The sequence below is a fragment of the Ohtaekwangia sp. genome (assembly GCF_036786105.1).
In the GTDB taxonomy this organism is placed as follows: domain Bacteria; phylum Bacteroidota; class Bacteroidia; order Cytophagales; family Cyclobacteriaceae; genus Ohtaekwangia.
This window is the reverse complement of record NZ_DAIQRQ010000078.1, coordinates 1-19666: the sequence shown is the minus strand read 5'-3', so window position 1 is coordinate 19666 and position 19666 is coordinate 1. Positions and strand designations below refer to the sequence as shown.

At 45.2% G+C, this 19666-nt stretch carries 16 protein-coding genes; 9 read left to right on the top strand and 7 right to left on the bottom strand.

The features are described from left to right. Positions 1–79 precede the first annotated feature (79 nt). The 8 genes from V7Q33_RS21205 to V7Q33_RS21170 all read left to right on the top strand — a co-directional run bounded on the left by V7Q33_RS21205 (position 80) and on the right by V7Q33_RS21170 (position 9956). The gene (locus V7Q33_RS21205; RefSeq protein ID WP_333821186.1) at positions 80–892 is read left to right on the top strand and encodes an SDR family oxidoreductase; all 813 of its coding nucleotides are present in this window, start codon (positions 80–82) and stop codon (positions 890–892) included. A gap of 82 nt (positions 893–974) precedes the next feature. Beyond that, the gene (locus V7Q33_RS21200; RefSeq protein ID WP_333821185.1) at positions 975–3596 is read left to right on the top strand and encodes an MGH1-like glycoside hydrolase domain-containing protein; all 2622 of its coding nucleotides are present in this window, start codon (positions 975–977) and stop codon (positions 3594–3596) included. 852 nt (positions 3597–4448) lie between these two features. Further along, a complete protein-coding gene (locus V7Q33_RS21195; RefSeq protein ID WP_331983063.1) occupies positions 4449–5702 on the top strand; it encodes an Hsp70 family protein in 1254 nt (417 codons plus the stop codon). A gap of 285 nt (positions 5703–5987) precedes the next feature. Continuing rightward, positions 5988–7427, top strand: a complete 1440-nt coding sequence (locus V7Q33_RS21190; RefSeq protein WP_333821184.1) for a S41 family peptidase — start codon at positions 5988–5990, stop codon at positions 7425–7427. A gap of 116 nt (positions 7428–7543) precedes the next feature. Beyond that, positions 7544–7921 (top strand): hypothetical protein, encoded by a 378-nt coding sequence (locus V7Q33_RS21185; RefSeq protein ID WP_331983059.1) that lies wholly within the window; start codon positions 7544–7546, stop codon positions 7919–7921. 16 nt (positions 7922–7937) lie between these two features. Next, positions 7938–8921: a glycoside hydrolase family 43 protein gene (locus V7Q33_RS21180; protein WP_333821183.1), complete on the top strand. Its 984-nt coding sequence runs from the start codon at positions 7938–7940 to the stop codon at positions 8919–8921. 437 nt (positions 8922–9358) lie between these two features. After that, complete coding sequence (locus tag V7Q33_RS21175) at positions 9359–9706, top strand: hypothetical protein (protein ID WP_331983055.1); 348 nt, start codon at positions 9359–9361, stop codon at positions 9704–9706. Between the two features lie 73 nt (positions 9707–9779). Continuing rightward, a complete protein-coding gene (locus V7Q33_RS21170) occupies positions 9780–9956 on the top strand; it encodes a hypothetical protein (RefSeq protein ID WP_331983053.1) in 177 nt (58 codons plus the stop codon). Between the two features lie 117 nt (positions 9957–10073). Here V7Q33_RS21170 and V7Q33_RS21165 read toward each other — a convergent pair whose 3' ends face one another. The 7 genes from V7Q33_RS21165 to V7Q33_RS21135 all read right to left on the bottom strand — a co-directional run bounded on the left by V7Q33_RS21165 (position 10074) and on the right by V7Q33_RS21135 (position 18992). Further along, complete coding sequence (locus V7Q33_RS21165) at positions 10074–10265, bottom strand: hypothetical protein (RefSeq protein WP_331983051.1); 192 nt, start codon at positions 10263–10265, stop codon at positions 10074–10076. A gap of 581 nt (positions 10266–10846) precedes the next feature. Next, a complete protein-coding gene (locus V7Q33_RS21160) occupies positions 10847–11233 on the bottom strand; it encodes a response regulator (protein WP_331983049.1) in 387 nt (128 codons plus the stop codon). A 279-nt stretch (positions 11234–11512) separates the two neighbouring features. Beyond that, positions 11513–12277 carry a phosphatase PAP2 family protein gene (locus V7Q33_RS21155; protein WP_331983047.1) on the bottom strand — a complete coding sequence of 255 codons (765 nt, stop codon included), beginning with the start codon at positions 12275–12277 and terminating at the stop codon, positions 11513–11515. A 353-nt stretch (positions 12278–12630) separates the two neighbouring features. Continuing rightward, positions 12631–13401 carry a phosphatase PAP2 family protein gene (locus V7Q33_RS21150; RefSeq protein ID WP_333821182.1) on the bottom strand — a complete coding sequence of 257 codons (771 nt, stop codon included), beginning with the start codon at positions 13399–13401 and terminating at the stop codon, positions 12631–12633. Positions 13402–13423: 22 nt separating this feature from the next. Beyond that, on the bottom strand, positions 13424–13876 hold the full coding sequence (locus V7Q33_RS21145) for a PepSY-like domain-containing protein (protein ID WP_333821181.1): 453 nt from the start codon (positions 13874–13876) through the stop codon (positions 13424–13426). A 107-nt stretch (positions 13877–13983) separates the two neighbouring features. Then, positions 13984–15921: an LTA synthase family protein gene (locus V7Q33_RS21140; protein ID WP_333821180.1), complete on the bottom strand. Its 1938-nt coding sequence runs from the start codon at positions 15919–15921 to the stop codon at positions 13984–13986. Positions 15922–16085: 164 nt separating this feature from the next. Then, positions 16086–18992 (bottom strand): glycosyl hydrolase, encoded by a 2907-nt coding sequence (locus V7Q33_RS21135; protein ID WP_333821179.1) that lies wholly within the window; start codon positions 18990–18992, stop codon positions 16086–16088. A gap of 171 nt (positions 18993–19163) precedes the next feature. On the opposite strand from V7Q33_RS21135, the gene V7Q33_RS21130 reads away from it, so the two are divergent. Beyond that, complete coding sequence (locus V7Q33_RS21130) at positions 19164–19646, top strand: DinB family protein (RefSeq protein ID WP_331979059.1); 483 nt, start codon at positions 19164–19166, stop codon at positions 19644–19646. Positions 19647–19666: the final 20 nt, after the last annotated feature.

Here is a 19666-nt window from a genome sequence, read left to right as displayed (position 1 = left end):
TTAACGTTTAACTGATAACGACTAACAGTTTTGCAGAAAAGCCGGAATAGTCGTAAATCATTAAAAAATGATTCCAGGCATGACAACAAAAAATAAAAAACTTCAGGGACAGGTGGCCATTGTAACAGGAGCGAGCTCGGGTATTGGTGCTGGTGTAGCCAAAGCACTGGCAGCAGAAGGTGCATTAGTGGTGGTGAATTATGCAAGCAGTGTCGAAAAAGCAGAGGAGGTATTACATGAGATAAAACAGGCGGGAGGTGATGGCTTTCTATGCAAAGCCGACGTTGGCAAAGAAGCCGATGTACTGGATATGTTTCGCGAAACGATAAGCCACTATGGTACTGTAGATATACTGGTGAACAACGCGGGTTTACAAAGCGATGCAAAATTTCATGAGATGTCGGTAGAGCAATGGAACCGCGTGATCGGCATCAATCTTACAGGACAATTTCTATGTGCGCGTGAAGCGATTAAAGAATTTATGAGACGTGGCGTTGTACCCGGGCGATCTGCATCGGCAGGAAAGATTATCTGCATGAGCTCGGTGCACGAAGTTATTCCGTGGGCAGGACATGCCAACTATGCGGCTTCGAAAGGTGGCGTTATGATGTTGATGAAAACCATTGCACAGGAATATGCACCACTTAAAATACGCGTGAACAGCATTGGGCCGGGAGCGATACGCACTCCCATTAATTATGCCGCCTGGCAGACACCACAGGCTTATCAGCAATTGTTAAAACTTATCCCGGCCAAGCGCATTGGCGAAGCTGAAGATGTAGGCAGGGCCGCGGTATGGCTTGCGTCTGATGACGCTGAGTATGTTAACGGAATAACCTTGTTTGTAGATGGTGGCATGCTGCTATATCCCGGCTTTGAAGACAACGGGTGAATTCTTTTCCTATACATTTGCAACCATGACGAGACAATCAGCGGGTACCTCCACCGTTGAATGCTAAAACTTTTTATTCAATATGAATTCAGAAAAAGCACGACTCGAAGAAGACCATGCTAAAGTAAAGAACTGGCGGAAGTTTGGGCCCTACCTCACAGAACGCCAGTGGGCCACGGTTCGTGAAGATTATAGTGCAGACGGTGATGCCTGGGGATGTATATCGCACGATGAAGCCAGAAGCAAAGCATACCGCTGGGGAGAGGAGGGTATAGGCGGTATTTCGGACGATGAGCAGTTGCTTTGTTTTTCGCTTGGCCTTTGGAACAAGAAAGACTCCATGTTGAAAGAGCGCTTTTTTGGTCTTACGAGTAAAGAAGGTAATCATGCAGAAGATTGCAAGGAATATTACTACTACCTCGACAGCACGCCAACGCACTCGTATATGAAGATGCTGTATAAATATCCGCAGGCAGCATTTCCGTATGAGCAGTTACGCGAAGAGAATAAAAAGAGAACACGCAACGATCCTGAGTTCGAGCTCATGGATACTGGTATATTTGACGAACATAAATACTTCGATGTTTTTATCGAATACGCCAAAGCCGATGCTGAAGATATACTGATCCGCATTACTGTGCGCAACATGGGGCCGAAGGCGGCACCGCTTCATATACTTCCGCAGCTGTGGTTCAGAAATACCTGGCGATGGGATAAAAGTGTAAAGATGCCCGAGATGTATCTCGATGATACCGGAATCATTCAGATCAATCATGCCGACCTCGGAAAATTTTACCTCTTCGCCGAAAGTCCTTGTGCAACGTTGTTCTGCGAAAATGAAACGAACATGGCGCGGCTCTATAATGTTGCATCGTCAGGAACATTCAAGGATGGTATTCATGAGTATCTTATTAATGGAAAGAAGACTGCCGTGAATCGTTTTCCGCGCGGAACGAAAGTAGCGTTGAACTATGATGTAACCATCGATGCCGGAAGAACCGTTGTCTTTCAGTTACGACTGGTGCGCAACTTCCTCACAAAACCGTTCAAGGATTTCGAAGCTATAGTTGATAAGCGCGTTGCTGAAGCAAACGAATTTTATAGCGAGATACAACAGAATATTCACGATGAAGATCGCAGGAATGTACAGCGACAGGCATTTGCCGGTATGTTGTGGAGCAAGCAGTTTTATTACTATGATGTAACCAAGTGGCTCAATGGAGATCCCGGTCAGCCCATACCTCCGGCACAGCGCAAGAAGGGGAGAAATCATGACTGGCCTCATCTCAACAATGCCGATATCATTTCGATGCCGGATAAATGGGAATATCCCTGGTATGCGGCATGGGACCTTGCGTTCCATACTATACCATTGGCATTGGTCGATGCCGAGTTTGCCAAACATCAGTTGCTGCTGCTTACGAAGGAGTGGTATATGCATCCCAACGGACAGCTTCCTGCGTATGAATGGTCGTTCAGCGATGTAAACCCTCCCGTGCATGCCTGGGCAACCCATCGGGTATATAAAATCGATGAGAAGCAACGAGGCAAAGGCGATCGCAAGTTTCTGGAAGAAGTATTTCATAAGCTGCTGCTGAACTTCACGTGGTGGGTAAACAAGAAAGACCACGGTGGCAATAACATTTTCCAGGGAGGATTTTTGGGGATGGACAATATTGGTGTATTCGATCGCAGTGCGCCACTGGCTCCGGGGGAGTTTATAGAGCAATCGGACGGCACAAGCTGGATGGCTATGTTTACGTTGAACATGCTGCGCTTGTCGCTTGAGCTGGCCAAAGAAAATCCTACTTACCAGAGTCTGGCCACAAAGTTTTTTGAACACTTCCTGTATATCGCGGGAGCGATGACCAACATTGGTAATGAAGGTATAAACCTGTGGGATGATGAAGATGAGTTTTTCTACGATGTACTGCAAACATCCGACAACCGGAGTATTCGCATGAAAGTGCGCTCGATGGTGGGATTGATACCGCTCTTTGCTGTGGAGATTCTGGATGAAGAAGTGTTCGAATCCAATCCTGAATTTACCGAACGCCTTGAATGGTTTCTGAAATACAGACCTGACCTGGCCAACCTTATATCACGCTGGGTAGATAAAGGCCGTAAGCAAAGACACCTGCTGTCGTTGTTGCGCGGGCATCGCATGAAGCGTATCTTGAAACGCATGCTGGATGAAAGAGAGTTTTTGTCACCGTATGGCATAAGAGCGTTGTCTAAAGTATATGAAGAGGTGCCGTTCCGCTTTCAGACCAACGGCAGTGAGTTTACCGTAAAATATATTCCCGGCGAAAGCGACTCCGGTATGTTTGGTGGTAACTCCAACTGGCGTGGCCCTATATGGTTTCCGGTAAACTACCTGCTCATCGAATCGCTACAGCGCTTCCATCAATATTATGGTGAAGATTTTAAAATAGAACACCCTACAGGTTCCGGTCAGATGCACACATTAATGGAAATTGCCGATGATCTCTCGGAACGGTTGATAAAAATATTTACGAAAGATAGTGAAGGCAAACGCCCCGTCTTCCGTCATCATCCCGCTATACAGAATGCGCCAGACTTCAACAACTATATTTTCTTCTATGAATACTTTCATGGCGACAACGGGAGAGGAGTAGGGGCAACGCATCAAACCGGTTGGACGGGATTGGTAGCAAAGTTGATTCAACCCAAGAATCAATAGCATGTTCTTTATAACGCCGTGGCTATACGCAATTGTTTTAGCAAGTGCCTTAAATGAAAAAACCGATAACATCCCGTCTGGAGTTATCGGCTTTTAATCCTAACCTGCCTACCTGTAGGCAATAGATGGTTCGAATATAGAAAAATATATATAGCAATACATAGCTCGCTAACTATTTTGATAAATAAATATTTTAGTATACCCCTACCGTGGTATATAAATGCGTGAATGATGTTTAACCATTTGAAGTTATTGTAGAAAATATGAAACAAGTCATGGTTAAACATACGTGTTAAAAATCTATGCCAATAGATATATCTTTATTTATCATTGATCATTGAAGGTAAAGTTTAAATCTGCTGCAGACCTCACACATCACAGAGATAAAATGCAAGTCCGGAAGTCGCGAAGTCCGAAAGAGAATGAATTACTTTCTCTTTTTTACCACTCACTCCCTTACCCCTTTCTGGCGGCTTAAGGCTGGTAGCTTGCTGTGGTGTAATGCCGCTCTTCATAGCATCTCCGGTACTTGCGCGATGTAAGTCCCAGTAAAGCTGCATTTGATAAAACATCTGCCTTACGATTGGTTTGCAGGAACATCAGCCGGAAATAGGACGACACTATATTTCAACCGGCGGTTTATATTTTATGTACTGCATTTTTTTTGCCATTGGAATTCCCTGCACCCGATGAGTTCTGTCAGCTGCTTCGATTGACTGGACGAGCACACGTGCTTACAGCAGACAACTTTCAATAATAAAGCAATCTGACATGTGTTGATTATTCGTATGCGCAGATTTTGAAGAACCAGATACTTGATACAATTTGCGCCCCGAAAAACAAAACACTACGATGGGAGAAATTTCCTGCGGAATAGATTTTGGTACTTCTAACTCCAGTGTAGCTATAGCCGATAACGATGTAGTTGCTCTTGTCCCCGTAGAAGGGAGCCATGTTACTATACCGAGCGCGATATTTTTTGACGAAGCTACCAACACGCCACATTATGGACGTGAGGCTGTCAACTTATTTCTCGATCGTGAGTCGGGGCGTTTCATGCGCAGCCTCAAACGCGTGCTCGGCACTTCGCTGATGAAACAGGGAACCATTGTTAACGGCAGGCTGATGAAATTCGATCGGATCATCGCTTCGTTTCTTCGCAACCTCAAGAGAAAAGCAGATGACCACACCGGTCATGAAATCCAAAATGTAGTGATGGGACGCCCGGTTCATTTTGTAGATAATGACCCGGGAGCCGACAGTCGTGCAGAAGAGGAGTTGAAAGCGATAGCACAAAGTGTTGGATTTAAAAATATATCGTTTCAGTTCGAACCCATTGCTGCCGCCTTTGCACATGAAGTAAAACTCATGGAAGAAAAGCTCGCCATCGTAGCCGATCTTGGTGGTGGTACATCCGATTTTACTGTAATTCGATTGTCCCATCAAGCCATCCATACGATAGATCGTACATCGGATATATTGGCCAATACCGGTGTGCGCATTGGCGGAAATGATTTTGACAAAGAGCTGAGTCTCGCGGCTATCATGCCAGAGATCGGGTATAAAAGTACATACGGTGAAAAATACCTGGAAGTGCCGCTAAAGCCTTACCACGATCTGGCCGAATGGAGTAAAGTAAATTTTCTATACACCCCCAAAATCCTTACACAGATGCGCCAGCTGCTGAACAGCTCGCACGATCGCAAGCGATTCAACCGCCTTGTGCAGGTATTGGAGCAGGAGACTGGCCACGCCATTCTGGCGGGTGCAGAAGATACCAAGATAGCGCTGACCTCCGAGCAGCTATATCACGCACCATTCGGATTTCTGGAAGAAGGATTGAGCATACCCATCAGTCGCGGGCAGTTTGAAGAATCCATTCGGGAAGAAGTGCAAAAGATTCTCCAGTCGGTAAAGCAGTGTCTGCAAGATGCCCAGGTTACCAAAGATGATATAGACCTCGTTATTCTCACCGGTGGTTCTACGGAAGTACCACTCATTCAATCCGAATTTAAAAACCTATTTCCCAACGCATCCATTGCCGGCGAAAACAAACTCTCAAGCGTAGGGCTGGGGTTGGCGTATGATAGCAGGAAGAAATTTTAAATGGCTATAAGCTGCTGCTCGGTTTTAATTTTAATCTGCGTTTATCAGTGCGATCAGTGAGATATCTGTATTTAGCTTCGAGTTGCTGGCTTCTGGCTGCTAGAGGTGTGAGAGTGAATTATGAGTGTGAGTGGGAATCCATTCTTTCGGACTTGCATTTTACTTTCCAGTAGCTGCAGCCTTTTCATCGACTATGTTGCATATTTCCGAGACCAAACACAACTGCCAGTGCAATCAATTTAATGTATGAAGCGTTACTTTACACAAGAAATACTTTGTGAAACCATGAGTAGTATATTTCGTTTTCCATCAACCCGCTGGGTGCTGGGGATGGTGTTGATCGTTTGGCTGGGCGCGTGTAAAGATGATAATGAAGTAACACCTTCAACAACCTCCAGTAACGGGAATTCTTATGTTGATAACTGGATATTAAAGAATATGAAGTTCTGGTATTACTGGAACGACAAGATTCCTGCTTCGCCCAACGTTACGCTGGCACCGAAGGATTTCTTTAAATCATTGTTATACGCAGGCGATCGTTTCTCCTGGATACAGGAAAATTACCAGGATTTGTTAAACTCATTGCAAGGCGTGAGCAAAGAAGCAGGGTATGAATATGTGCTCTATCGCGAAAGCTCATCCAACAACAATGTGATTGCACAAATTGTATATATCAAACCATCGTCACCGGCGGAGACGGCAGGATTGAAGCGTGGGGATGTTATTACCCACATCAATGATACGCAGATGACAACATCTAATTACCAGACATTGCTATCGGCAACAAGTTCTGACTATACAATACGTTATCGTCCGCTGAATCTTACTACAGAGCAATTTGACAGCGAGAAAACGCTATCTCTTTCCGTAGTAGAGTATCAGGAGGACCCGAATTTTTTGCACACAACAATTGAAGCCGATAATCACGTTATCGGTTACTATGTATATAATTTCTTTGCTACCGGTGCCGATTCCAAAAGCACTGCATACGATGATGAAATGGAATCGATATTTGCCGACTTTAAAGCAAAAGGCATTACCGATCTGGTGCTCGACCTGCGCTATAACGGCGGTGGCTCCGAAACATCTGCCAATAACCTGGCGAGTCTTATAGGCACTGGTGTTACCAGCAACAGCGTGTTTCTGAAACGTGAATACAACGACTCTGTGCAAACACAGATTATCAACGATCCAACGCTGGGTGAGTCTTATCTTACGGCACACTTTACTACCAAACCTTCCAATGTAGGTTCCATGCTGCAGGGTGCCAGAGTATATGTGCTCACCAGCGGTAGAACCGCATCTGCGAGTGAGCTTGTTATCAACGCACTCAAACCGTATATGCAGGTATATATGATCGGCGATACTACGTATGGAAAAAATGTAGGGTCGATATCATTGTATGAAGAAAATGACCCGAAGAATACCTGGGGCATGCAGCCTATTGTGTTGAAAGTATACAATGCATTAGGGCAATCTGATTATTCTACCGGGTTTGCCCCGAATCTGTATGATGCTGATAACAGTATACTTCTTTATCCGCTGGGCGATACGCGCGAAACACTGCTCAGCCAGGCGATAGCACAAATCACCGGTACATCTACCATGGGCAGACAAGGTCAGTTTGAGCGCAAAACGCAAATCGGCTCTTCGATTGAACGAAAGCCGCGAAGCTTCAACCTGGTAGCCGATGGTCTTGATTTCAAAAAAGTATTTTCCCGGTAAATTCGTCAATACAAACATTCCTATTAAATGGGGTGCCGCTAACAGCATCCCATTTTTATTTAGCGGCTATTGTCATTAAATTAACCGGCATCACCAGGTATATTTCAGAGCAACGTATGCAGGAACAAATACAATGGAAGCTGACAGATGCATTGGCCCATGCCGTAAAAGAAGAAAATGCAGCACGTTCAGCAGAATTCCTTGCGTCTATATATGCGCACCAGGTGATGCTGCAGAAAATGGTGGATGCATACTGGTATACAGACAAGGGAAAAGTAGAACGCTTGCAGGTGGATGAAAAAAGTCTGCGGTTCACGTCAGCTACAGAAGGTATGTTCCTGGTGCGATATCGTGTGTCGTTCTTTTTTGCATGCGATGACGTTACAACGGATACTGCAGAAACCATGTGGTGCACCTTTGCCGTTGATCTGGAAAACGATTCCGTGATCGTGCTTGGAGAAGAACAGTTTGAGCGATCGCCCGAGGAATTCTGATAACCCTATACCTCCCATGATAAAAAAAGTAGCTATACTGCTGGTCGCTGTGTTTGCAACGGCCTTCGCCTCTTCACAATCTAAAAATGATCAAAAGAAAAAATCCGGTAATCCTGTTTTTCCAGGGTGGTATGCCGATCCGGAAGTAGCCGTCTTTGGTAAGGAATACTGGATATATCCAACGTATTCCGCGCGTTATGAGAAGCAGGTATTTTTCGATGCCTTTTCATCCAAAGACCTTGTTCACTGGACAAAACACGAGCGTATACTCGACACAGCCACTGTAAAATGGGCCAGGCGTGCGCTGTGGGCACCGGCTGTTGTGGAGCAGAATAAGAAGTACTATATCTTCTTTGGCGCGAATGACATCCAGAATGATCATGAGTTGGGTGGTATAGGTGTGGCTGTGGCCGATCGCCCGCAGGGGCCTTTCAAAGATTTGACAGGCCGGCCGCTGATCGATAAATTTTACAACGGAGCACAGCCCATCGACCAGTTTGTATTCAAGGATAAAGATGGTGCATACTATATCTTTTATGGCGGATGGCGCCATTGTAACGTAGCCCGGCTCAACAATACTTTTACAGGTTTTGTACCCTTCGCCGATGGAACAACCTTTAAAGAGGTAACACCCGAAGGTTATGTAGAAGGTCCGTTCATGTTCATCAAAGACGGCAAGTATTATTTCATGTGGTCGGAGGGGGGATGGGGTGGTCCTGATTATTCAGTTGCTTATGCTATAGCAGATTCTCCGTTTGGACCATTCAGGCGTATCGGGAAGATATTACAGCAGGATCCGGCCGTGGCGACCGGAGCGGGGCATCATTCCGTATTACAGGTACCGGGAACCGATCACTGGTATATCATATACCACAGACGCCCGCTGGATGAGACGCATCCCGATCATCGCGTAACCTGCATCGATAGAATGTATTTCGATGAGCAGGGCTATATCAAGCCGGTGAAGATAACCAGGGAAGGAGTAGAAGCTATTCGCTAAATCCCTACATGAAGAACAACGTAGTTAGAATGATTAGTGGTAATGTATAAATTCCCCTTTTCGTGGGATTAGGCGCAGACGTAGGGCGCTGTTATGATGGAACTTATAAGCTTGTGTTACTGGATTGATTTTGACAGACAAGTTGCATCTTCTGATATTGCAAAAAAGTTAAACTTAAAACCGGCAGATGTGTACAGCTCACTTCAAATAAGAGGAAGTGATTACTCAACATGATGAACCTTTCCGCGGCTCTTGCTGTATGATTAAAACCGGTGCTGGCAAGGGAACAGAAACCAGCCATAACATTGCCTAACTGTTGTTAGAAGGCCTACAAGAAAGCTGGAAGCGAAAATTTTTGTTCTGAATACCAACCGGATATAATGATTTTGAATAAAAGACCCGTAAAGGTCAGCGAATAGTTTTACTTTTACAGCTCCATGCAGGAACAGAACAAATTCACTCCGGCACAAGCACAGTCGCCAACAGATATAGCAGACCTGATTCGCCGATACAGAAATGAGCTGATAAAAGATTTCCTGGACGAACGAAACCTTGTGGCATACGTAGCAAAGCAATATAGATTAGTGGAACTGTCGGTTGTAAAGATCCAGTTCATTAAGCGCGATCTGAAGAACATGCTTCAGGATACCGTAGATATTGAGCTATATGAGCCTATCATCCGTAATTTTAACCAGACGGGCAGTATGGAATTTGCCGAAGAGCATAATAAGTTGTTCTACCGGGAGATTGATCGCCTGTTAAAGAAGTATATTTACGCCTCTTAATTTTTAAATAAATACGCCCGGGTGGGCAATTCATGTTGTGTGAGACCTTTTAGACAAGATTAGTAGTAAGAAGATGATTCAGGAATTAGAAACAGGCCGTCAATATTTGTTGGACGGCAAAACCGTAGTAGTGATCGTAAAGCCCGTCAATCGTTCCAAAACCATGTATAGTGTAGAGATGCCCGGCAGAAGTGTTATTGCCGTAGAGCGCGACCGCCTGCAGGTGATCCAGCCTTCAACAGCACTTTAACAGAGCTTCGGAGTCTATAAATGTGAAGCCCTGCACTGGTATACAGCGCAGGGCTACGAACATGTATTGCCTTAACAATACACACGTTCTGATGAGATCATGACTGATCTCATATCATCACTTTGCCTTCTTAACGCGCAGCGAAATTTGGTTATCGAACGCAATTTTGCGCAGTGAGCCAAGAGTACGGCCAATTTGCTTAGCAACTTTAGTGGAATTGTTACCTGACTTAACAAGCTTCTTGATTTCCGCTAATTCTTTTTTGGTAACTAATTTACCGTGGTTTTCTGGGAGTTTTTTCTTTGCCATGTTTCTGGTTTTTTGTTAAAAAATATAAACTAAATACTAAAAGATAGTGCAATTATACTGATTTGTATGGATAATGAAATAATTATGCCAGCAAAGAGTATAAAATTATGTCTCCATGTAGGGCTATATTTCATATTATGCATGACCAATCTATAGGTGCTCGTACAAATGTCGGTTAAATCCTGCGTAAATATACACTTTTTATAGGATATACGGTCACATGGATATAACTACGGCTTAAATATAGGTATACGGTACCCGCTATACGCGCCCTCCCGATTAAATATATATTAGAAATATACTGCTTTGCTGGCCGTTTATACCTCGAAATGCTATCATTCTGGCGGGCTATACCCATCAATATGGGGGTAAATATCAGCTCAGGCACTTGCTATATACCCATTTATAGGGATATTGACAGCTTGTTATAACAAAGATTAGGGGTATACAAGCGCATGGCCGTGGGGTTGCCTGGGGGACATATACTATGTTGCCATTATAGGTTCAAGGCCTGTCGTGGGGCAGATATAGGGTGAGGTATGTTGAAAAAGTGTCCGGATATGAGAAAAACAGGTCTCATTTTATCCTTCCAAAGCTATCCGGAGGCTGTTCTCGGTTATTGGCTTCGTAAGAAAATGTACTATACCGAGCGATTTTGCCCGGTCAATATCTGTTGGGCTTTGTGAGGAGGTAACGATGATGATCCTCACCTTATCCTTATCGGGTAACTGTAATTTGTTGAAGGCCTCTATAAAGCTGAACCCATCCATAATGGGCATGTTCAGGTCCAGTAAAATGATATCAGGCATGGGAAGCGACCCTTGAAAGTAATCATTCAGTAGAGTGATCGCTTCTTCTCCATTTAATGCAGTATGCACTTCGTTAACCATACCCACACGCTGCAGGGTTTTCTTATTGAGTAAATTGGAGATCTGGTCGTCATCTACCAGCAGTACTTTCATCATCATCGGAGTTTACGAATATAGCATTCAAACAAATAACTTGTTGGCTAACGGGGCGCGAACAAGATGAAGTTAAGCATTGTAAACCTAATTTCAAATTTTGTTTGGCAGCCGGTCAGATGGCTGAAAGCTGGCTGCTGGCTTACCAGAATATGAGTAACGGGCATGGCAGAGAACTCTTCAGACTTCCTGACTTGCATTTTAACTTCTGTGTAATTCTGACGGAAACAAAAAAACGCCAGCTCTTAAAAAGAATTGGCGCTTATTTGATGTTGATGCCGGATACTAGTGCAGCGTATAACCAAGATATATACCCGGGCCATTGTTATAGGTAGGGATAACCGTAAGGTCGCTGTTCTTGTTTTTCCACCTGTATTTGTGCGTCAGGTAGGCAAGGTTAGTGGAGAGTATACCTATACCGGCACCTGCCAGTACATCTGATATCCAATGGCGGTTGTTCAGAATGCGCATCACCCCCACCGTGGTAGCCATGGTGTAGGCACCCACGCTATACCATATACTTTCGTCTCCATATTCTTTCGCCATAAAAGTAGCGGTAGCAAAAGCTTGTGCTGTATGGCCGGAAGGGAAGGAGAAGTTATTACTATCATCCGGACGCTCAACGTGGGTAAATTTCTTCACGGAAAATGTTAAGGCAGCCATAATCATCTCCGATTTTACAAGCAGGAGCGTTCTGTTTCTGAAATCATGCTTGCCCTTTACACCGGCTATATTCAAGCCGTATACTGCCAATACGGGCACATGCATCATATAATTATCGAGCGGGCAGTGAAAATGCGGCATGTGTTCGTTACGCTCTTCGCGTATCTCATACCGGTTTATCACGTTATGTTCGGCTGTAGCATATATACCCAGGCCTATCAGCGTAACGGGTATTTTTACAGCATGTAACAACGCATTTTTCTTTTTTGGAGCTTCAGCAGCAATAGCGAGGTCAATTTTCTCGTGCGCATGCTGATTGATTTGCGAAAAGCAAGGCTTGCAGATAAACGTAATCGCAACAAAAATAGTGAACAGACGGTATTTCATAGCTCGTTTAAACCTCTCCGGTGAGGATAAAATAAGTACAAGTTAGAAGTAGAGTAGAACCGCTATGTTGTGAATTAAGTGAGCTTGTGATCTAATTTTAGATAAAGATAATATATCTGCTTCGAAAAAAATTGAATTCTTTGACCGGGAAGGTACATTATCAACAAAAAAGTTGATTTTATGACCGTAACGGCGGTTTATGAACTTGAAAAAATACTTTGTACTCATACCGTATTGCTTGCGGTCAGCGGTTGCCACGCCCGGATATATCCTCCAATTGACTCACTCTATTATAATATAAATAGGGTATCAGCATCTGTGTGTTAGGTATCTTTTTTGCGAAGGCTGCAAGTTCAATTCAAACGGTAGCTCATGTATACACCGGCCGATGCTCCGCCGGAATATGTTGGCATCACCAGCGCTTTGTGTTGTTTGTTACCCCATTTATACCGGTGCGTCAGATAAGCAATGTTGGTCGATAGTATTCCGATGCCGGCACCGGCCAGCACATCCGATATCCAATGTCTATTATTCAGTATACGCATCACCCCAATACCGGTAGCGGCGGTATAACCACCCACGGCATACCATATACTTTGGTCGCCATATTCCTTCGCGAGAAATGTGGCCGCGGCAAAGGCTTCTGCCGTATGACCGGATGGAAAGGACGTTGGCTGCCCGGTATCCGGGCGGGGTACATGTGTGATTCTCTTTAATGGATATGTAATGGCCACCAGTATCAGCTGTGTTTTTACCAGTATAGCGGTGCGATTGGCAAAGGTATTTTTACCCTGTATACCCAATGCATTCAATCCATATACAGCCAGGGCCGGAGCAAATTGCAAGTAATTATCCGCGTTATGTTTGAAATGCGGCATATATTCATTTCGTTCTTCGCGTATCTCCATGCGGTTAATGATCTTGGTGCTCTTCCAGCTATAGATTCCTAATCCAACCAAAACTGCCGGTACCTCGGCAGCGCGTAGCCACGCGTTCTTGTGCAAAGTTGCAGGTTGGTTAACAGGCAGGTGCAGATCAATTACTTCGTTCTTCTTCTCGTGCGAGTTATACTGTGCGCGACAAAGGCATGGCAGCAGGAGGAGAATGATAGTCAGGTATTTCATAGTGATGCGTAATCTGGAACTGTTAATCTTCGTCTCTTTCTTTTTCTTCCTTCTTATACAGATGACCATCGGCATCGAAAATGAGATCGATTTTGTGATCCTCATCTTCCACTTCAGCTTCATAGCGCACAACGCCATCCGATTCCAGGATAGCCGCTTCTTCTAAAGTATAGTCGGCATAGTCTTGTCGGAGTATAGTCAATACGGCTGCAGGTAATGCTGAGCGGGGTATTTCAATTTCTTTTTCAAGTAATACACCATCGGCTGTTAATACCAGCGAAGCTTCTTTCCCTTCATAGTGAAAGCTTGCTTCGTAGTTGCCGTCTTCAATTTTCCAGGAAGCTCTGGATACTTTCGGATATAAAGTGTGAAGCGTTTGGCGTGCGCCGGCGGGAATCTTCGCTTTGTGGTGATGCCCGCAGCATAATACTCCAACGGCAAGAGTACTCGTAAGCAAAACGGGAGATAGCTTCATGTCTTTTTCATTTATCTGCTATCAAGTTAGAATAGCATTCTGAAGACATTCCGTATTTCCCCTGGTGCTGAAAAATATATATACAAAAATATAGTGTTGAAGTGCGCCTATCGCATCAGGCCTTCGCGGAAAGCATAGCTGGCCGATTGATACCAGGCAATGGCTTCCTGTGTCAGCGCTTTATCTTCTGCTGTCGGCAGCATGGAATCATCGGTAAGATTCAACTGGTAAGTTTCCAGTTTCTGTTGAGGCAGCAATACTACCAGTTTGTTGTTGCGTACAAAACCCAGGCTTTGGTAGGTGCTGATAAATACCCGTTCGCGGCCAGGCTCCAGCGAAAATATATCGTAGCCGTAGAACTTGCTGGTATACGAAAAGTTGAGCAGGCCAAGCAATGTAGGCCCCAGGTCTATCTGGCTCATCAGCCTGTCCATGTGTTGCGGCTGAATGTTTGCCGGAGAGTAGATCAGCAACGGAATATGATATTTGTTGATCGGCAATTCTGTTTTACCAGCGCTTGATGCACAATGGTCTGCCACAATAACAAATATAGTGTTGCTGAACCACTTCTTCGTTGCGCACGATTTGATGAACTTGCCAATGGCGTAGTCTGTATATTTTACAGCGCCTTCACGACTGGTGTGTGACGGTATATCGATGCGACCGTCAGGATAGGTGAACGGACGGTGATTCGATGTAGTCATGATGTGGGTAAAGACGGGCTTACCGGAAGCGATTGTCTTCTTAATCTCACGCTCGGCCAGTGTGAAGAGATTTTCATCGGCAACACCCCAGATATTTTCATAATCGATCTCTTCATCTTTCAACGCATCGCGATCAATCACATCATATTCATTGTTGGAAAAATAATAGCCCATGTTGTCAAAATATCCATAGCCACCGTAAATGAATTTGCTATCGTAACCCTTTTCTCCGAATACCTTGCCCAAGGTAAAGAGATGTTCGTTGCGGGGTCTTCGCACGATCGACTGCCCCGGAGTAGGCGGTACACACAGCGACAATGCTTCCAGGCCGCGCACGGTACGTGTGCCGGTAGCGTATAAATGGGTAAAGAATAAACTGTGCTGTGAAAGTGAATCAAGGAATGGCGTAATGTTTTGCTTGTTGCCAAACGCAGCCATAAAATCTGCACTAAGGCTTTCTACCGAGATCATCACTACGTTGAGTTTCTTCTCGGGGCCAGTATGTTGTACCTGGCGTGCTATGTCGAAGGGAGCGTTGGATATATACCGGGTTTCCGGTGTATGCAACAGGTTCTTTACTTCTGCAAACGACTCTTCGTTGTTAATCTTTTTATAGAACTGCTCGTAGTTCAGCTCATTGTTAATATAGGCTGCAAACAGTTCGTACATACCGTTGCCTGCCAGTTCGTTGGTATAGGTATTGAGACTGAACCGGTGATATTTGGAATTTACAGTAAAGAAGAAAAGAAGCGGAAGTGCCAACAGCGGAATTGCTACCATGCTGCGTTGCTTAAATTGCATGGGAACCGTGTTGGTTTGATTCAGCAACGTTCGCATGCTATACGTAATGCCGCCGCAGAGTATAATCAACCCCGCAATGATCCATTCAATAGGATAGGACTCGCGGATGTTGCCCAGCACTTCAGTAGTATATACCAGGTAATCGACTGCTATAAAATTGTAACGCGTATTGAATTCATCCCAGAAGAACCATTCAGCAACGGCGTTGAACAACAGTATAAACGTTGCGATGGAGAATAATGTGTATAGTACAGGGCGATGCCATGCCTTGCTATACACCCGCTGTGGAACAAGCCACACATATAATACAAATGGAATGATAAAATAACTGGCATTGACCAGGTCGTAGAACAAACCGAACAGCAGTATTCCGGCCAGATTTAGAAGTGTAACTTCTACATTGCTAAACGAATAAATGAAGAAAACGAGCCGCGTGAGCATAGAGATCGCTACGAGCAGGGTGATCAGCAGTAGGATTATGCCGAAACGGCTTTGAACAGTTCTTTTCAGAAAGGCTGTTCGGGGGAGTCTGTTAAGCATCGATTAAACCAATAACTTACCAAAAGAAGTTATCGATTCTGAAGGAATTCTGAACGATTAAAGTGGCCCAATGGTCATCAAAAACGAGGTAGTAACGCAAATTACTGTAGTGTATACAAGGCATAGGCTAAAGCTATATCCGGTATGTACAGGGTGTGGAGTATTTAGCGCTCCATATTTTGAATCTGCACCGGACCAAGCAAGCCCGCTTCAAGCAACGTCCACTCAGGCTTCAGGGTGATGTTGGTTTTAGTATGGCGCCTCTCTGGGGGCAGGGACCGATCGCCCACTAACCTGTTACGCCATGAATTAATCACCGTAATCTGCAATATATTCTTTTTGTCTTTCAGTGCCGCTGTAATCTCTAACTGAAATGGTGGGGTCCATGTTGTACCCATGTTTTTACCATTCAATTTTACTTCTGCTATGCCTATATCCTGCACATTGTTGAGGGCTATACAATAGCGTTGATTCTTTTTGCGCGTGGGCACATCGAACGTTATCGTGTAGATGGCTTTGCCGGAATAGTTGGCAAGCTCAGGGTTTGCGGTCCAACTGCCGAGTTCCGGAAAGATGACGCTGGCGGGAGCACCTTTTGCGGAATCAAACAATACTTGCCACGACCCTGTGAGCGATACTATAGCTGTATAAATTGCAGTGTTTGAAGTTGATGAACCTTGCTGTTGTACCGATATCGGTTTTCGGAACACGACAAATATAGAACCATACGGATCGAAATGGAGTGGAATAATCGTTTTGCCGTTCTCCTGGCGGAAGGCTCTGGCAGGTATAACTTCGCCCGTAACAGCATTCCAAAGCTCGGGTTGCCTGCCGGTTATACGGAAAGCAAATTCTCCGGAGGTCTCCGTTTCATGCTGGCTGCTTACAAAATATATATCCTGTTTCTGTACGATGCGATGTATATAATCATACTGATGATGTGCTGCTACCACTTCAAAATCGGGAGCAATGCCTGCTGCCTCCAATACTGCGCGAACCGGCTTTCCCCAGATAACAGTACCTTTGCCATGCTTACGTTCTCCGGTTGCGGCCGGTATGTTTCCCCACAATTCATCGGCATAGCGCTGAAATATAGTATAACTCTGTGGATACGCTGACAGGCTAACCAGGTGTTCAGGTTTGAAACCGATAACAAGAGCACCGGCCTGCACAAGTTCATGGACTTTCTGAAGGGCTGCCAGCGAAAGTATTTTTGTTTCCGGCAATACCAGCATGCGGTAGGTAACGCCGTGCGGTAAAACAAGTTTGCCATCATTAACTTGCAGGGAGAGCAGGCGATCTTCGTTGATAAGATCATAATCGTAACCGGGAAGAATCTTTGCCGGATCATATTCTTTCAAGTGGCCGATGTTGGGTACATGATCGCCGTAATAATATAGTATATCGGTTACCGTAGTGCCCGGTTGCTGTTGTATATACTGGCACCGTTTCAGGTAATCAAAGAATGCCGTTGATAATTCCCACCAGGTTATATTGGGATTGATGTGTGTGCCGGCAAAATATTCCTGTCCTGGTAATCCCATCTCTTTCGGCGAGCATGTGAAGGTGTGGAGGTGAACCAGATTCAGGCCCGAGCACACTTCGTGATCAAACGCTGGCTTCATGGTAGCCCATGGCACATCGTTCCAATGGCGGCCTATGGTTGTGAAAGATTCTGCACCTACCAGTGTTTTGTTATAGATGTGCGCGGCGCTGGATGCCTGCTTTACAAAGTAGCGGTCTTCTATATGGGCACGATGTGGTGAAGGCGACCAGAATTCACTCATCATAATTTCGCTGAAGCTATAATTCTTCAATCCATCCAACGGCCCCGCATGCGGCCCTGCTGATTCCGGTTGTATACCGATGCCATGTTGCGCAGCACGTTCGGCAAAGATGCGATAGTGATTATCGGCAATACATTCACCAATCGTTTTGCGGAAGTCTGCCAGAAATGCGTTGCTTGTCTTTCGATCGCCCACAATCTTGCCGGCTACAATGGGCAGGTATACGGATAGATCGTATCCTCTGCGGTTCTTAAACTCTGCAGCGAAATTATCCGACCAGTTAATGCCGCCACATTCCCAACTATCCGTTTGCAAATAACGAAGTGTGGTACCTGCCAGCGGGCCGATGGATTTCAGCAAAGGCTCAACATGTGTATTCCAGTATCGGTTAAAATATACTGCATTCATATAGTCGATCACACGACCCTGCCATTTACCGCTGGCCGTGGAAACTTCGGCCCCGCTCGTTGTATAACCAAAACGCATAACGGTCCATTCGCCAGCCGGCACTTGCCAGTATATCTTTCCCGCGTCATCCGGTTTACCGGGTATTACTACTATATCTTCAGCTAAAACATCTTCTTCTCCCGGAGAGGCAGCTACATCTTCGAGTAATTTTTCAGTATCAAAACCTGAACGATTGCCTTCTTTGAAAGCTGCTTTTACCGCCAGATCGCGGATGGCAGGTCGGTCGGCTGAAATTTTTTTCTTCGGAAAAGCCAGCACCACGATATCTTTATAGTAATTATCATGCACCGGAGGCAAAGGAAGTGTAAGCGGAGTTTTTAACGGGCCGGCTACTGTGGCTTCTGACCAGGTAATGTGTTTGGTGGCTTCTTCCGGTGTTACATCAGGTCCCCCCAGGTTCCAGCCGCTTTGTATACTCACGCTGAGTACAAGGCCGAGCCGGTGTGCTTCCTGTACGGCATGTACAAAGAGTTCGCGCCAGGTTGTGGTACCAAACATAGGGCCTTCCGGAACATCGCCGTTGCCTTGCTGATTTTGTCCGCCGGCATCCACAATACAGGCACCACTGAATCCCTTCCGCTTCATTTCTTCAAGGTCGCGGGTAATAGCTTCTTTTGTAACATTGCCATTCAGCCACCACCACCAGCAACGTATACCATACTGCTGCGGAGGTTGTTTAAACGTAACCGGAGATATACCGGAATCCGCCGGAATAGTATCAACAACAGGAGCGGTGACATGCCGGGTACAGAAAGCGGAAGCGAACAGCGCGGTAACGGCTATACTGCCACCCAGGAGAAAGGAGCGAAGTTCCATATACAATAATAGGAAATACGGGTATCTGGTACACGCCTGAAAGTGAATCACATGAATCAAAATGTTATGGTTGATAACAGACAGCGCATAAAACTTAATGCATAAATTTCGGGAGACACTGCACGAAACGAATGGAATCTGTGTTAGCAGAACAAATCATTTTATACCACCATGAATCAAGAGCAACTTATTGTGACCATGGCGTTGCAAGCCTGGGAAACCCAAATCAAACGTGCCGACCAATTGTTCAATGCATTAACGGACGAACAACTTTTGCAAGAGATTGCGCCCGGAAAGAACCGCGTTATATACCTGATTGGACACCTCGCAGCCGTGCACGATGCGATGAACACGATACTCGGACTTGGCGACCGACAGTATCCATTGTATGATGAGATCTTCCTGAAGTCCCCCGATAAAGCAGTGGCTGCGCCTTCGGTACACGAAGTAAGAGCTGCCTGGCATGAAGTGAACAAAACATTGGCAGAACGTTTTGCCACGGTATCGCCATCCGATTGGTTCAAGCGCCACACACGCATGACGGATGAAGACTTTGCGAAAGAACCCTATCGGAACAAACTGAGTGTTTTACTCAATCGCACAAGCCATGTTGCGTATCATTTGGGGCAAGGTGTATTAGTGAAGAACCGTTAAACCGTTATCAGTTAATAGTT

Excerpts from the sequence above, each read along its gene's own strand:
- V7Q33_RS21145 (WP_333821181.1), bottom strand. The coding sequence starts at position 13,876 with ATGAAGCTATCTCCCGTTTTGCTTACGAGTACTCTTGCCGTTGGAGTA.
- V7Q33_RS21130 (WP_331979059.1), top strand. The coding sequence starts at position 19,164 with ATGAATCAAGAGCAACTTATTGTGACCATGGCGTTGCAAGCCTGGGAA.
- V7Q33_RS21185 (WP_331983059.1), top strand. The coding sequence starts at position 7,544 with ATGCAGGAACAAATACAATGGAAGCTGACAGATGCATTGGCCCATGCC.
- V7Q33_RS21200 (WP_333821185.1), top strand. The coding sequence starts at position 975 with ATGAATTCAGAAAAAGCACGACTCGAAGAAGACCATGCTAAAGTAAAG.
- V7Q33_RS21140 (WP_333821180.1), bottom strand. The coding sequence starts at position 15,921 with ATGCTTAACAGACTCCCCCGAACAGCCTTTCTGAAAAGAACTGTTCAA.
- V7Q33_RS21180 (WP_333821183.1), top strand. The coding sequence starts at position 7,938 with ATGATAAAAAAAGTAGCTATACTGCTGGTCGCTGTGTTTGCAACGGCC.
- V7Q33_RS21195 (WP_331983063.1), top strand. The coding sequence starts at position 4,449 with ATGGGAGAAATTTCCTGCGGAATAGATTTTGGTACTTCTAACTCCAGT.
- V7Q33_RS21205 (WP_333821186.1), top strand. The coding sequence starts at position 80 with ATGACAACAAAAAATAAAAAACTTCAGGGACAGGTGGCCATTGTAACA.
- V7Q33_RS21160 (WP_331983049.1), bottom strand. The coding sequence starts at position 11,233 with ATGATGATGAAAGTACTGCTGGTAGATGACGACCAGATCTCCAATTTA.
- V7Q33_RS21165 (WP_331983051.1), bottom strand. The coding sequence starts at position 10,265 with ATGGCAAAGAAAAAACTCCCAGAAAACCACGGTAAATTAGTTACCAAA.
- V7Q33_RS21190 (WP_333821184.1), top strand. The coding sequence starts at position 5,988 with ATGAGTAGTATATTTCGTTTTCCATCAACCCGCTGGGTGCTGGGGATG.
- V7Q33_RS21175 (WP_331983055.1), top strand. The coding sequence starts at position 9,359 with ATGCAGGAACAGAACAAATTCACTCCGGCACAAGCACAGTCGCCAACA.
- V7Q33_RS21135 (WP_333821179.1), bottom strand. The coding sequence starts at position 18,992 with ATGGAACTTCGCTCCTTTCTCCTGGGTGGCAGTATAGCCGTTACCGCG.
- V7Q33_RS21150 (WP_333821182.1), bottom strand. The coding sequence starts at position 13,401 with ATGAAATACCTGACTATCATTCTCCTCCTGCTGCCATGCCTTTGTCGC.
- V7Q33_RS21155 (WP_331983047.1), bottom strand. The coding sequence starts at position 12,277 with ATGAAATACCGTCTGTTCACTATTTTTGTTGCGATTACGTTTATCTGC.
- V7Q33_RS21170 (WP_331983053.1), top strand. The coding sequence starts at position 9,780 with ATGATTCAGGAATTAGAAACAGGCCGTCAATATTTGTTGGACGGCAAA.